Annotated in this window: 13 protein-coding genes; 6 read left to right on the plus strand and 7 right to left on the minus strand. The window is 65.3% G+C overall.

The annotated features are described in order from the left end of the window. Positions 1-25 precede the first annotated feature (25 nt). Positions 26-448 carry a c-type cytochrome gene (locus HJO_RS17420; protein ID WP_051617885.1) on the plus strand — a complete coding sequence of 141 codons (423 nt, stop codon included), beginning with the start codon at positions 26-28 and terminating at the stop codon, positions 446-448. 4 nt (positions 449-452) lie between these two features. Here HJO_RS17420 and HJO_RS00210 read toward each other — a convergent pair whose 3' ends face one another. Next, entirely contained in the window at positions 453-824 is a 372-nt protein-coding gene (locus tag HJO_RS00210; RefSeq protein ID WP_035612367.1) for a YraN family protein, read from the minus strand. Continuing rightward, positions 817-1,740, minus strand: coding sequence for a 16S rRNA (cytidine(1402)-2'-O)-methyltransferase (rsmI, locus tag HJO_RS00215; RefSeq protein WP_084141274.1), 924 nt, complete (start codon positions 1,738-1,740; stop codon positions 817-819). The genes HJO_RS00210 and rsmI overlap by 8 nt, the downstream gene beginning before the upstream one ends. Between rsmI and HJO_RS00220 the strand changes: the two genes are divergently transcribed. From HJO_RS00220 to HJO_RS00230, 3 genes are all read left to right on the plus strand, one after another. After that, the gene (locus HJO_RS00220; RefSeq protein ID WP_156945355.1) at positions 1,734-3,032 is read left to right on the plus strand and encodes a penicillin-binding protein activator; all 1,299 of its coding nucleotides are present in this window, start codon (positions 1,734-1,736) and stop codon (positions 3,030-3,032) included. The genes rsmI and HJO_RS00220 overlap by 7 nt on opposite strands. A gap of 96 nt (positions 3,033-3,128) precedes the next feature. Then, positions 3,129-4,283 carry a molecular chaperone DnaJ gene (gene dnaJ, locus HJO_RS00225; protein ID WP_035612372.1) on the plus strand — a complete coding sequence of 385 codons (1,155 nt, stop codon included), beginning with the start codon at positions 3,129-3,131 and terminating at the stop codon, positions 4,281-4,283. Between the two features lie 60 nt (positions 4,284-4,343). Beyond that, positions 4,344-4,706, plus strand: coding sequence for a SpoIIAA family protein (locus HJO_RS00230; protein ID WP_035612374.1), 363 nt, complete (start codon positions 4,344-4,346; stop codon positions 4,704-4,706). Here the strand turns inward: HJO_RS00230 and HJO_RS00235 are convergent. The 4 genes from HJO_RS00235 to HJO_RS00250 form a co-directional block, all read right to left on the minus strand. Then, the gene (locus HJO_RS00235; protein WP_084141278.1) at positions 4,703-5,590 is read right to left on the minus strand and encodes an alpha/beta hydrolase family protein; all 888 of its coding nucleotides are present in this window, start codon (positions 5,588-5,590) and stop codon (positions 4,703-4,705) included. The two genes, HJO_RS00230 and HJO_RS00235, sit on opposite strands and share 4 nt — an antisense overlap. A 113-nt stretch (positions 5,591-5,703) precedes the next feature. After that, positions 5,704-6,948 (minus strand): acetyl-CoA C-acetyltransferase, encoded by a 1,245-nt coding sequence (locus HJO_RS00240; protein WP_035612376.1) that lies wholly within the window; start codon positions 6,946-6,948, stop codon positions 5,704-5,706. A gap of 155 nt (positions 6,949-7,103) precedes the next feature. Further along, positions 7,104-7,475: a hypothetical protein gene (locus HJO_RS17425; RefSeq protein ID WP_051617888.1), complete on the minus strand. Its 372-nt coding sequence runs from the start codon at positions 7,473-7,475 to the stop codon at positions 7,104-7,106. A gap of 151 nt (positions 7,476-7,626) precedes the next feature. Then, positions 7,627-8,460, minus strand: a complete 834-nt coding sequence (locus HJO_RS00250) for a DUF2306 domain-containing protein (RefSeq protein WP_035612378.1) — start codon at positions 8,458-8,460, stop codon at positions 7,627-7,629. A gap of 104 nt (positions 8,461-8,564) precedes the next feature. On the opposite strand from HJO_RS00250, the gene HJO_RS00255 reads away from it, so the two are divergent. Continuing rightward, positions 8,565-9,593: an AraC family transcriptional regulator gene (locus HJO_RS00255; protein ID WP_035612381.1), complete on the plus strand. Its 1,029-nt coding sequence runs from the start codon at positions 8,565-8,567 to the stop codon at positions 9,591-9,593. On the opposite strand, the gene HJO_RS00260 is transcribed toward HJO_RS00255, so the two are convergent. Beyond that, on the minus strand, positions 9,575-12,400 hold the full coding sequence (locus HJO_RS00260; protein ID WP_035614092.1) for a phosphoenolpyruvate carboxylase: 2,826 nt from the start codon (positions 12,398-12,400) through the stop codon (positions 9,575-9,577). The genes HJO_RS00255 and HJO_RS00260 overlap by 19 nt on opposite strands. 194 nt (positions 12,401-12,594) lie before the next feature. Between HJO_RS00260 and HJO_RS00265 the strand changes: the two genes are divergently transcribed. Beyond that, positions 12,595-13,017 carry a hypothetical protein gene (locus tag HJO_RS00265; protein ID WP_156945356.1) on the plus strand — a complete coding sequence of 141 codons (423 nt, stop codon included), beginning with the start codon at positions 12,595-12,597 and terminating at the stop codon, positions 13,015-13,017. Positions 13,018-13,021 lie beyond the last annotated feature (4 nt).

Here is a 13,021-nt window from a genome sequence, read left to right on the forward strand (position 1 = left end):
GCCGCAATCGAAAGGTGCCCCACCCATGACAGGATTCCACTTTCGCCCCGTTGCCCTTGCCCTGATCCTCACGGCCGGCATTGCGGCCTGCGACCGCGTTAAGGAGGGCGAGGTTCCCTTCACGATCATCAAGACCGATGCCCAGTCGATCGCAGACGGCCGCGTGATCGCCGAAGCGCAGTGCTCCAATTGCCATGCGCTGGACAATGACCCGAAAATCCGTCCGGAAGACCCGCCACCGCTGCGCTACCTGCTGGCACAATACAATCCGGACACGCTGTCCCAGGATTTCCAGGATGGAATCCATATCGGCCACGAGATGATGCCGGAATTCGTGTTTGGCCCGCTCGGTGCCGAAGTGCTGCTGGCCTATATCGCGTCGATCCAGCAGGAACCGCCTGCACCGGACCAGCCAACCACGCCGGACGAGCCGACCACGCCCGAATAGCGGGTCATCCCATGCCCGGCCGCCACGCGTCACGCACGTGCACCGGCAGGCGCCCGGGCTGCAACGCGACCAGGTCATAGCGCCAGCCGAAATCGGCATAGCGCGGGCGGCGGGCCATCCAGGCGTCCGCCGCGCGGGAGATGCGTTGCCATCCGGCGAGCGTGACGGCGGCGAGGGCGTGGTCGCGGTTGGCGCGCGCCTTCACTTCCACAAAGACGATGATCCGGCCCTTCCTGGCGATGAGGTCGATCTCGCCGACCGGTGTGCGCAGGCGGGTTTCGAGGATGCGGTAGCCCTTGAGGCGCAGCCACAGCGCGGCGCGCATCTCGGCAGCCCGGCCCCGGCGTTCCGCCCGCTGGCGTGCGGCTTCAGCCATTGGCTTTCAGCTGGAGGGCGCGCTGGTAGACATCCCGTTTCGGCAGGCCGAGCGCATCGGCCACGGCGCTGGCGGCGGCCTTGGTCGGCTGGTCCTTCAGGGCATCGCGCAGGGCCGCGTCGATGGAATCCTGCGTGATGTCCGTTTCGAGCGGTGGGCCGACCAGCAGCACGATCTCGCCGCGCGGCGGGCCGGCTTCGGCATAATGCGCGGCCAGCTGCGACAGCGTTCCCCGCCGGGTTTCCTCGAACAGCTTGGTCAGTTCGCGGGCAACGGCGGCCTGCCGATCGCCGCCAAGGGCAATGGCGAGATCTTCGAGCGAGGCGGCAAGGCGGGGCCCGCTTTCATAGAAAATCAGTGTGCCGGGAACGGCTTTCAGCGCCTCGGCGGCGGCGCGGCGCGCCCCGCTTTTCGGCGGCAGGAAGCCGGCAAACAGGAAATGGTCGCTCGGCAGGCCGCTGGCAACCAGGCCCGCCAGCATGGCCGAGGCACCGGGAATCGGGAAGACACGCACGCCCGCCTCAAGCGCTTCATGGGCCAGTTTCCAGCCGGGATCTGAAACCAGCGGCGTGCCGGCATCCGAGATGAGGGCGATTTTTGCACCCTCCTGCATGCGGGAAATCAGGCCTGGTCGCCGTTCCGCCCCATTGTGGTCATGGTAGGGGCTCAGCCGCACCTTAAGGCCATAGGCGGACATCAGTTTCCCGGCGACGCGGGTGTCTTCGGCCAGCACTTCCTCAACCGCGCCCAGGACATCAAGTGCCCGAAGCGTGATGTCGCGAAGGTTGCCGATCGGCGTTGAGACAACATAAAGGCCGGCGCCAAGTGCCTGCGCCGGTTGCCCGGCACGGAGGCTGCCCGTAGAGTCGCCTGAGGCATGAAGTGCTTCGGGCTTGGAAGGATCAGGAGATGACATTGCTGCAACCATTGCTCAGGAAGCTGAAAGCGCCAAGTCTTGTCCTGGCATCCCTCCTGTTTGCGACAGCCTGTGCCACGGCGCCGCCGCGGCCGCCAGTGCAGATCGGAACCGGCGGGCCGCGCGTCGACCCGGTCACCGGCGAGCAGATGAAACCGGGCGACATAGCCGAAAACGAGATTGAAGACCTGGCCTCGACCAAGCCGGTGCGCGGCGATGGCGGCCTGATCCCGCCCTTCATGGAGGGGCGTGACATCAAGCGCGCAGCTGTCCTGCTGCCATTCTCGCACCCCAATGCGCAGGTGCGCGCCGAGGCCGAGAGCATGCTGGCCGGCATCGAACTCGCCCTGTTCGAATATGCCGGCAACAGTTTCCTGATCCTGCCCAAGGACACGGCCGGCAAGCAGTCGGTGACCGAGGCACGTGTCGATGAAGCGCTGCACGAAGGCGCCGACATCATCCTTGGCCCCCTGTTCGGGGACAATGTGAAGGCCGTTCGCGAAACGGCCAATCGCAAGCAGGTGCCGATCATTGCCTTCTCCAATGACCGCAGCGCAGCCGGCGGCGGGGCCTATCTCGCCTCGATCTCGCCGGACGAGGAAGTCGCCCGCGTCATGCAATATGCGGCAGCACGCGGCGTGCGCAGTTTCGTTTTCCTCGGGCCCGCGTCCGAATATGGCCGTCAGGTCGATTCGGCGATGCGCTACCAGGCGTCGCTGCAGGGCGGGGTCGTGGTGGCATCCGCCTTCTATGACCCGGCGGGCGACGCGAGTGCCCAGGCCCGCCAGATCGCCACTGTCCTCCAGAAGGAAATCGAACGTGGCAAGGTGGCGGTGATGATCCCGGAGCGCGGCGTGAAGCTGCTCTCGGTGGCACCGCTGCTGCCCTATAATGGCGTCGACATGCGCCAGGTCATGCTGCTGGGGACCAGCCTGTGGGATGATTCGAGCATCTGGCGCGAACCGACCCTTGCCGGCGGCCTCTACGCCGCGCCGGACCCGGAAAACCTGGCCGGGTTCCGCCAGACCTACCAGCGCATCTACGGCAAGCGGCCGACAGACCTTGCGGCGGTGGCCTATGATGCGGCGGCGCTTTCGGTGCGTCTCGCGGCCGATGACAACATGCGGTACAATGGTGTCACCGACCCCGACGGTTTCATGGGGGTTAACGGGCTGTTCCGGTTCCGCATCGATGGCACGTCGCAACGGGGGCTGGCTGTCATGCAGATCCAGCCATCCGGCGTCTCCGTGGTCGAAAAGGGCATCAGCGTTTTTGGGCCGGGGCCGAGCTGATCTTCTTTACAATCTGCACGTTTCCCTTGCGAGCCGGGGTTAATCCCCCCACATGTCTCGCCACACGAGGGATAACGGGAAGACGGCTATCATACGATGAGTAAGCGCGATTATTATGAAATTCTCGGTTGTACGCGCGATGCCGATGAGAAGCAGCTGAAATCGGCCTATCGCAAGCTGGCCATGAAGTATCACCCCGACCAGAATGGCGGGAATCCCGAGGCTGAAGAAAGATTCAAGGAAGTCGGCGAGGCCTACGCAGTCCTGTCCAGTGCGGACAAGCGGGCGGCGTATGACCGGTTCGGCCATGCGGCCTTCGAAAATGGTGGCGCCGGCGGTGGCAATCCGTTCGGCGGCGGGGCCAACCCCGAAGACATTTTCCAGGACCTGTTCAGCCAGGTGTTCGGTGCCGGCGGGTTTGGCGGACGTCGCCGCGGCGGCCCCCAGCGCGGGGCAGACCTGCGCTACGATCTCGAGATCACGCTGGCCGAAGCCTATACCGGCAAGGACGAGAGCATCCACGTGCCCCAGGCCGTGGCCTGCGAGCCCTGTTCGGGCAGCGGCGCCGCGCCGGGCAGCACGCCCGAGACCTGTGACATGTGCGGCGGCGCGGGCCGTGTGCGCGCGCAGCAGGGCTTTTTCACCATGGAGCGCACCTGCCCGCGCTGTTCGGGCAAGGGCAAGGTTATCCGCAAGCCCTGCAAGGAATGCGGCGGCGCCGGCCAGGTTCGCCAGGAACGCCAGCTGTCAGTGAAAATTCCGGCCGGTGTCGAAAGCGGCATGCGCATCCGCCTGTCAGGCGAAGGCGAAAGCGGCACCGCGGGTGGATCGAAGGGCGATCTGTATATTTTCGTCGATGTGGTCGAGCATGACATTTTCGAGCGTGACGGACCGAACCTCTATTGCCGGGCACCCGTGCCGATGGCGACCGCCGCGCTTGGTGGCGAGATCGAGATTCCGACAATCGACGGCGGCCGCGCCAAGGTCGCCATTCCCGAAGGCGCCCAGACCGGTCGCAAGCTGCGCCTGCGCGGCAAGGGCATGCCGTCGGTGCGGTCCTCGGCCCAGACCGGCGACCTCTATGTCGAGATGTTCGTCGAGACGCCGCGGAACCTGACCAGCCGCCAGAAGGAATTGCTGCGCGAATTCTGCGACTGCACCGGCGCCGATTGCCATCCGGAAAGCGAAGGCTTCCTCGGTCGCATCAAGCGCTTCTGGAACGGCGCAGAGGACGAAAAGCGGGCGAACTAGGCAGGATACCCTGCGCCGGGTTCAGTTGCACCACCTGCATGGCGTACCCATGTGAAACGCATGTTCACGCCCATCAAAAACACCCCGCCCGGTCTCGTCGCGCTCGATGCGACGGGAAAGATTACGGATGCTGACTACAAGGACACGTTCGAGCCACAGCTGGATGCGGCTGTTGCCGCGCATAGCAAGGCGCGTGTCCTGATCCGGTTTGGTCCGGAATTCGACGGCTACAGCGCCCACGCTGCGCTGGATGATGCCATGCTCGGCATGAAGCACTGGAGCCATTTCGAACGCCTGGCTGTCGTCACCGATGTGGACTGGATCGAGCATGGTGTACGTTTGTTCGCGCCGCTGATTCCTGCGAAAGTCCGTATCTTCCCGGTTGGTTCTCTGGATGAGGCGCTGGCCTGGGCTGCGGCCTAGCGGCACCCCTCCGCCCAATCGAGCACCTCATCGATCAGCGCGTCCCGTGACCATGAAAACGAATGGTCGCCTGACAGGATTCTGGCGGTGAGGGTGATGTCCGGCGCGGCCTCGTAGGCCGCCACGAGCGGTTCGATCGCGGTGTCTGCGGGAACAGACGTATCCTTGTCCCCGCCGATGATGAGCACGGATTTGCCGGCGAGCCTGGGCGCAAGCAGGCGGGTATCGAAGGCGTCGCGATTGGCCATGATTTCCGCAACCGCGTTTTCGCCGGTCATGCCCGCCAGCATCTGCATCGTGTCGGCGTATCCCGTGAAGCCCTTGGCGCTGGCCGGATCAGCCTCGAACGCGTCGGCGATCAACCCCAGGTTTGCCGGTGCGATACCCGCGACGCAGGCAACTTGCGGGTCACGTGCCGCCGCTTCGAGCGCGGCGAACCCGCCCATGGAATGGCCGATCAGGATCAGCTTGTCCGGGTCGGCGCGATAGGTTTCGGTATTGGCGCGCAGCATGTCTGTCGCGGCCGCAACGTCTTCGATGACATGGGTGAAGCTGTAGGTACCCTCGCTGCCCCAGGCACCGCGATAGTGGAAGAAGAGGACATTGAAGCCATCGCTGCGCAGGTCCTGCGCAAGGTCCAGGTTGCGCTCATTGCCGGGGAAGCCATGCAGCAGCACGACGGTCGGGTGCGGGCCTTCGCCCTCGGCAAGGTAGGCGTGGCCGTTCAGGCGGTCACCGTGGCTTTCGAAATTCAGCTCCACCAGGGCGGGCGGGAAAGCGGCGTCCAGTGGTACCGGATCGACGGCGACCTCGGGCGCAGTGGCGCAGGCCGAGACGAGCATGAACGCGCCCAGCGACGCGGCTGTCGAGATGATGGTTCTCATGTGAGGTCCCCCTTGGTTTTTCAGCACTCTAGGGCGGGACGCGCGGCTGTGCCACGAAAAAGCCCGCCCCCGGATGCCGGGAGCGGGCTGATGGCCTGGCTTTCGCCGGGTGCCTAGATGCGTTCGATGATGATGGCCGGGGCCATGCCGCCAGCGGCGCACATGGTGACCAGGCCGTAACGGCCGCCGGAGCGTTCCAGCTCGTCAAGCGCGGTGCCGATCAGGATCGAACCGGTGGCGCCGATCGGGTGGCCGAGGGCCATGGCGCCGCCATTGATGTTGACCTTTTCACGGTCGAGTTCGAGATCGCGGATGAACTTTTCGGCAACCACCGAAAAGGCTTCGTTGATTTCCCAGACGTCGATGTCGTTCTTGGTGAGGCCGGCTTTTTCGAGCACTTTCTTCGCGGCGGGAACCGGCGCGTTGAGCATCAGGGTCGGGCAGTCGCCCATGTTCGCCGTCGCGACAATGCGACCGCGGGGCTTCATGCCGTGCTTGTCGGCATATTCTTTCGAGGTGAGCAGGAGCGCGGCAGCGCCGTCGACCACGCCGGACGAGTTACCGGCATGGTGAACGTGGTTCATCTTGCCTTCGAGTTCAGGGTATTTCCGCGTGACAAGGTTGCCATAGGTGTTGCCCTGGTCATCGACAGGGATGTCCATATAGGCCGGGAACACGGTGCGCAGGCCGGCCAGCGTTTCCATGGTCGTGCCGGGACGCGGGAATTCTTCATGGTCCAGGGCCAGCGTTCCGTCCTCGTTGTAGACAGGCACCAGCGACTTGTCGAAGCGGCCTTCCGCGATGGCCTTGGCGGCGCGCTGCTGGCTGGTGAAGGCCAGGCGGTCGACAGCTTCACGGTCGATACCTTCCAGCGTGGCGATGGCATCGGCGCAGACACCTTGCTGGGTTTGCGGGTGCGAGGCGCGCAGGCGCGTGTTGCCGGCGTCGAGCACGGGCGGGGCTTTCGGATCGGCCGTGGCCGCCGTGTAGCTCATCATTTCCGTGCCGCCGGCGATGACGCAGTCTTCCATGCCGGACATGACCTGCGCAGCGGCGAGGGCGACGGACGTGATGCCCGAACCGCAGAAACGGTCGAGCGTGACGCCTGAGGCCTTGATGTCATAACCGGCATCGAGGGCGGCCATGCGGCCAAGGTCGGCGCCCTGTGCGCCGCGCTGGCTGCTGGTGCCCCAGATGATGTCGTCGACCGTGGCGGTGTCGAGCTTGTTGCGCTCGGCCAGGGCTTTCAGCACGGTGGCGGCCAGTTGCTGGGGGTGGATATGGGCAAGCGCGCCCTTGCCCACTTTGCCGATGCCGCGCGGCGTGCGGCAGGCGTCGATGATATAGGCTTCAGCCATTAGGGTTTCTCCCGGTTCGCATCACTGTTGAAGGGTGTGCCGCAGGTTTACGCGCACGTAAGCGTCAGTGGAAGGGATGACGTTGCGAGAGGCAGCCAAATCGCCGCGATCCGCATGGCACCGGACCGGGCATGCCCGGCCCGGTGGCGTGGTGCCTAGCGCACGACGATCTTGATGAGCGCCGGCTGGCTGGCGCGCCCCTTGGGGGCCGCGACGAACTGGTAATACCCGCCGCGGCCAGCATAGACTTTTGACGGGCCGGTATAGACGCGGGGGCCATTCCGGAATGTCTCGCCCTTGGCGGGAATGAAGGTCCAGGCAGAGGCAGGGCAGTTCACCTGGCGCATGTCGCGCAGGTCTTCCCTGAGGTCGGCGCGGGATGTCGTGACGCGCTGGTCAAGCCGGTCTTCGACGAGGTCAGGACATCGCCGGGGATCAAGCCGCCATTCACCGGCGGACGCGGCGAGGGAAAAGCCGACGGCGAGGACTGACAGGCTGGCGGCTTTGAGGGCGAGGGACGGTGTCATGGCGGGTCTCCTGGGTTGATCGACAGACGTTCAACGGCGACCGGCGCCGGGTCCGTCGCGGCGCGCCTGACAATGACAGGGTTTTAACGAAACAGCCGTCCGGGCCCGCCTCCGGCAGGTGTCCCGTGGCGGCCTGGAACGCCCGGCGCGGTCATGGCCAGAGGTAGGCTTTCCACATGAACATGTAGGCGCCGAATATGCCGACCGCCATGACGAGGGTGGCCAAAGTGACGAGGCCGGCGACGGCATATTTGTGGAGGGCGGACCCCGTCGCACGGGCACGGAGGTAAAGCTCAAGTATCGCGAGCGGCAAGAGATAGCTGCCGACAACCCAGAAATAATCGAACCAGCCATCCATGTTGCTGGTCATGCCGACGGGGCCCTGGTTGATGATAATCCAGCCCATCAGGCCGACCCGGATGAACCACACGCCGCTGACCACGATGAACAGGCGCAGGGCCCAGCGCTGGTGCACGGCGATGTTCCGGGCGATGGCATGTTTCAGCGTCAGGAATGCGAACGCGAGAATGAGCACGGCGTTGAGCGAGATGGCCAGCGCGCCGGGTATGTGAAAATAGCCGCCGCGCACCCAGACGAGGTACAGGCCGCCGAGCGCCATGACGCAGGCTGTTACCATGTAGACGCGGCCGTTCCAGCGGTGGAACGTCCTGGCATGCGTGCGGATCTGCGGGATCAGCTGCAGCGTGCCGCCGAGCGTGATCAGCGCGGCCCCCATCATGTGCGCGCCGAACATGGCGTTGCCCGTGAAGTCGCCGGCGACATAGCCGTTGAACAGGCCGGTATTGCGGCTCCAGCCTTCGAAATGGCCCGTCACAGTTGGCCCGCCATAGAGCGACAGGATATAGGCGACGAACAGCGACTGTCCGATCACGACCGTGATGAACCAGAAGATTGACGCTGCCTTCAGGGCAAGCGCGCTGCGCGGCATTCGGACGGCGGGACTCAAATAGGTGGTTGGGGTCATGGGATTTCCTTGGTACTTACCGTTTACCGATAATAGTTCCGGGGATTTCGTCACATGACGGCTGGGCTCAAAAAAATGACCTTTGGTGACAGGAGGCAGGCCCGGTGAAGCAGCCAACCGTCTCGGCCGGCTATGCGAAAGCGCTGTTCGACTTCGCGATCAGGCAGGGCGCGAGCGCAGCGGAGCTGCAAAGCCGGTCCGGGCTGGACGCAGCGGTGCTGGGCGATCCGGACAACCGGGTGGCCTTGCAGGTCTATGTCGACCTGACGGCGGCGGCGAAGGACCTGTGCAATGATCCCGCCCTGCCGCTGCATCTCGGTGCGGCGCAGAATTTCACGGAGATCTCGGTGGTCGGGCTGATCTGCTATGCGGCGGACACGATGGGCGAAGCGCTGGCGGAACTGAACCGGTTCGGCCGGCTGGTCGCCGAACTCGACGTTCCGGGCAGCGATGAACGGTTCCAGGTCCAGCAGCGCGACGGCGGCCTCTGGCTGGTCGACACGCGGGCCGACCCCAACAGTTTTCCCGAAATGACGGAGGAGACCTGGTCACGGTTCATCTGCGAGACGGCGCGCAACTTTCCGGGCCACAAGCTGGCCAGGCAAGTCCACGTCACGCATGCCCGCCCTGCGCATGGTGATGCGTACGAGCGGGTCATGCAGGCCCCGGTCGTGTTCGGCAGCGACCGCAATGCCATCGAAATTGACGCCTCATGGCTGACCATGCCCACCAATCGCGCGAACGCCTACGCCTTCGGCGTGTTGAGCGAGCGGGCGGAAAAGCTGCTCGAGGAACTCCAATCCTCCGGCACGGTGCGGGGACGGGTGGAGCGCCTCCTGATCCCGATCCTGCACAAGGGTGACGCGACCATGGAGAGTGTCTCGGCGCAGCTGGGCATGAGCCGGCAATCCCTCTATCGGCGCCTGAAGGACGAGGACATCAGTTTCGAAGCCTTGCACGATGACCTGCGCCACCGGATGGCGGTTCATTTCCTCAACGCGCGGAAAGTGTCGGTCAACGAGACGGCCTACCTGGTCGGGTTTTCCGATCCGAGTTCGTTCTCGCGGGCATTCAAGCGCTGGACCGGCGAAAGCCCGGGCAGCTGGAAGCGCGCCTACCCGAACGCGCCATAGGCATGCGTGATGGCCAGGCTGATGCCGTGCAGGGCGCGGTCGATGTCTTCCAGCGGGCCGATAATGGTCTTGTTGATGCGGGCATAGCCATAGCTGGCACCGGACCGGGCCTCGCTGCCAGGTTCGGTGATCTCGCTGAACGGCGTTTCGGCATCCTGGGCCTGCGGGAAGATCGTGCCGAGCAGGTCGACGGCTTCGCGGATCCGCAACTGGGTGACCATCTGCAACAGGCCGCGGGCGTCGATGTCGTGACGCTCTGAAATGCGCGGCAGCTGGCCGACCAGCACGAAGGCCCGCATCATCAGGGCGAGCCGCAGGGCATGCAGGGCGTGCAGGTTCAGCCGGCCCTGATGGCGTTCCTCGGCAGACGGCGCATCGTCGAGCCGGGCCAGGAGGCGGTCGAACTTGCCAAGGTCGATCGAGAGGAGGTTGGCGATGCGGTTGATCGAGACCGAGGTCTCGTCATCGCGCAGGCCGTAATAGACGGCGCGATAGGCTGGTGCGCGGTCCGGATCCGCAAGGCGGGCGTGGGCGATCCAGACGCTGGCGTCGAACACGCTGGCATAGGCGCGCAGGGTGGGCAGGCTGGTCACGATGCGGGCCTTCAGGGCCAGCAGGATCAACCCGCGCATGCGCGGGCTGGCATTGATCAGCTGTACGAGGCGGTCATTCTCGCGCTGCAGGGACGAGCCGATGCCGGCGGCGGTGTTCACCGGGATGCCAAGCTGTTGCAGGGTGGCATTGTGCAGGATCGCGCGCAGGGCGCGGGGGCCGGTCGGCCCGCCGGTGCGGCGTCGCTGGCGCGAGCCGGCCTTGGCCAGCAGGCCGGCGGCGAAATTCCCGAACAGGCGGCCATAGTCCGGGTTGACGAACAGGCGCTCGTGCCAGGCACGCAAGGCACGGTAGAAATCCCAGACAAGGTCCGTACGCGTATAGAACGGGTCGGTCGACGTGTCGGCCGGTTCCGACAGGGCGTGCGTGCACCAGGCGGCATAGGTCGTGCCGGCCAGCGCTGGTGTTGCAAAGTGCAGGAAGCCGTCGCCACCCTGGAAGCTGACCTCGTGCATCAGCTGCAGGTGGCGGGCGCGGGCGCCGCCGCGTGTCCACGGTGTCAGGGCGTGGTCGAACCGCTGTTCGAAACTGCCGGGCCAGGCACCGCGGCCCATGGATTCGCCATGCGTGTTGAAGATCAGCAGCGCGACGCCGGTGGTCTTCGCGGCGAGCGCGCGGGCGATCAGGTTGTGGATGCGCTCGATCGCCATGTCGGCGGCGACCTGTCCGATGAAGCGGCCGGCATCGGAGAAGCCGAGCTGGATCGAGAGATAGCCGCGCTCTTCGACATAGCGCAGGAATTCCGGCTCCTCGAGCAGGCGTTCGATGAACCGGCCGCCGGTCTCCAGCGCTTCCGGCGTTTCGAACAGGGGCGAGATGTCGAGCTTTTCGGCGACGCCATACTGGCGGGCGAGATACAGTGCGCCCATCACGGTTGCGGGGTTCTCGCTCTCGGCGATGAGGAAGCGGATGACCGACCCGGAATCGATGTGCTTCAGGATCTGCGCGCACATCATGAACTGGCGCCGGGCGGTGGACTGTTCGAGGAACAGGTCGGCGAAATTGACCTGGACCGGCTTGGAGACACGGGCCTTCTGGGACAGTTCGGCCAGGGCGAGGCGGCCGAGTTCGCGGTCTTCCGTTTCGAGGCCGAGATCGCGATTGATGACGCTGCGCACCTGCGCGGCGTTGACCCGGAGGTGGATGCGGGCAGTGCCGAGCTGAAGCGAGTCCACTTCGGCGCGGAAGGCGATCAGCGCGGCGGCGAGGCCGGCTTCGGCGTCGGGGATGACCTTGTCGATCACCGCGGTGATCTCGTCGGCATTGTAGATCATGCGCTTGCTGTGGGCCGTCAGCGTATTGGCGGCGCGCACCAGGTTTTCCGGGTCGGTCAGGTCAACGGCGAAGAGCTCGGCCTGGCTTTCGGCTTCACTGGCGGCCAGGCGCAGGCGCTGGGTGAGACGGGCCAGGGCGGCGATCTTGTTGCTGCCGGGGATCGCGTCCAGCCGGTCGCTGTAGCGGGCAAGCTGCACCGCCTTTTCCTGCAGCCGGAATGTCAGCGACTGCGACCAGTGAATGTCGGTGCGCCCGTCAAGGTCGTAGCCGACCCAGCTGGCCAGTGTGGGCAGGAAGGGGCGAAGCGATGTCCACGTGTCCGGGAACGCCTTGCGGGCGACGTCCAGGACCAGCCGGGCATAGGTCGCCTGGGCGCTGGCCGCATTGACCAGCGCGGTCTGGACCTCGTCATGTTCGCCCTGGAGGTTGATCGCGGCGTTCCACGGGCGGCTGTCCTCGCGGATATGTTTCAGCAGCCCGGCACGGCTGGTCTTGTTGGGCCGCATGACATGGGCGGCAAATGCCTCGCGCAGGTCACGCGAGAGTGCGAATGTCGGGTGCGCGGTGAACACGATCCCGCCGGTCGGCTGTTCGACCGCCGCGCGGAAGGCGTCGAATCCCTTGCCTGCAAGCGATTCGAGCGCTGTCTGGACGCCTGACCAGGCCAGGGCCGGATCGCCGCCGGAGTGCTGCAATCTGAAGCGTTCTGCCCGTTCTTCGATCAGGGTGAGGTGCAGCTCGGCCGAGAAGCGGGACAGGTCGGCGACGCTGGCCTTGCCGGTCTCCATGTCGTGAAAATAGGTCTGGGCCAGTGCGAAGACCGAGTTGGTCATCGGGTCGACTTCGATGCGGGCAGACCGTTCGCGCAGGAAATCCTGAGCGGTATCAAGGGTCAGCGGGGAGGCGTCGTCAGGTTTCATGTCGGCACTGAAAGCCGCCTTTGAGCCCATTGTCAAAGGCGGATCGGCGGGAAAACCGAGAAAATGTTACCGTACGTCAACCCCTGCCGCCGATGCAGCCTGCCTGCACCAGATGTGGTGCAATTGGATAAGATGTCGTATTAGTCATGTGGTCGAGCACCGGACCGACTGATGGCCGGACGAGGGGCGTGTAGATGTACCAACGAGTGAAAGGCGGAATGCTGGCCGTGGCGGCCAGCGTGGTCATCCTCAACGGGCCGGCAGAAGGCCAGGATACGGCGCGCACGCCGGAGGCGGCGCCTGTCGCCGATATGCCGCTGCCCAAGGTAGTGTCGCCCAGGCCCTTGCCGACAGCCAATACGCCGGCGCCTGTTTCTGTTCCCAGCCGCGTGATCATTTCCCCGCCGGCGGTGTGCCGTATCCGGTCAGAGAACGAATGCCACCACGAAGCGGCAGCCTGCCTGACCGCGCGCGGCATAGACGACCTGTACGATGTCTCGTGGAAGGATGGCCGACCGGTTGTCATCCACGCTCACGGCGATGGTGTCGACGTGCCGGAAGACGACGCGCGCGGGTGTGCGACCGACCTGCAGCTTTGCCTCAGCGCGAGCTGCTGACCGC

Source organism: Hyphomonas johnsonii MHS-2 (assembly GCF_000685275.1).
In the GTDB taxonomy this organism is placed as follows: domain Bacteria; phylum Pseudomonadota; class Alphaproteobacteria; order Caulobacterales; family Hyphomonadaceae; genus Hyphomonas; species Hyphomonas johnsonii.

What these genes read in the sequence shown, in the direction of transcription:
- HJO_RS00220 (WP_156945355.1), top strand. Translation starts at nt 1,734, where the DNA reads ATGACATTGCTGCAACCATTGCTCAGGAAGCTGAAAGCGCCAAGTCTT.
- HJO_RS17425 (WP_051617888.1), bottom strand. Translation starts at nt 7,475, where the DNA reads ATGACACCGTCCCTCGCCCTCAAAGCCGCCAGCCTGTCAGTCCTCGCC.
- HJO_RS00210 (WP_035612367.1), bottom strand. Translation starts at nt 824, where the DNA reads ATGGCTGAAGCCGCACGCCAGCGGGCGGAACGCCGGGGCCGGGCTGCC.
- HJO_RS00250 (WP_035612378.1), bottom strand. Translation starts at nt 8,460, where the DNA reads ATGACCCCAACCACCTATTTGAGTCCCGCCGTCCGAATGCCGCGCAGC.
- HJO_RS00230 (WP_035612374.1), top strand. Translation starts at nt 4,344, where the DNA reads ATGTTCACGCCCATCAAAAACACCCCGCCCGGTCTCGTCGCGCTCGAT.
- HJO_RS00235 (WP_084141278.1), bottom strand. Translation starts at nt 5,590, where the DNA reads ATGAGAACCATCATCTCGACAGCCGCGTCGCTGGGCGCGTTCATGCTC.
- HJO_RS17420 (WP_051617885.1), top strand. Translation starts at nt 26, where the DNA reads ATGACAGGATTCCACTTTCGCCCCGTTGCCCTTGCCCTGATCCTCACG.
- HJO_RS00260 (WP_035614092.1), bottom strand. Translation starts at nt 12,400, where the DNA reads ATGAAACCTGACGACGCCTCCCCGCTGACCCTTGATACCGCTCAGGAT.
- dnaJ (WP_035612372.1), top strand. Translation starts at nt 3,129, where the DNA reads ATGAGTAAGCGCGATTATTATGAAATTCTCGGTTGTACGCGCGATGCC.
- rsmI (WP_084141274.1), bottom strand. Translation starts at nt 1,740, where the DNA reads ATGTCATCTCCTGATCCTTCCAAGCCCGAAGCACTTCATGCCTCAGGC.
- HJO_RS00265 (WP_156945356.1), top strand. Translation starts at nt 12,595, where the DNA reads ATGTACCAACGAGTGAAAGGCGGAATGCTGGCCGTGGCGGCCAGCGTG.
- HJO_RS00240 (WP_035612376.1), bottom strand. Translation starts at nt 6,948, where the DNA reads ATGGCTGAAGCCTATATCATCGACGCCTGCCGCACGCCGCGCGGCATC.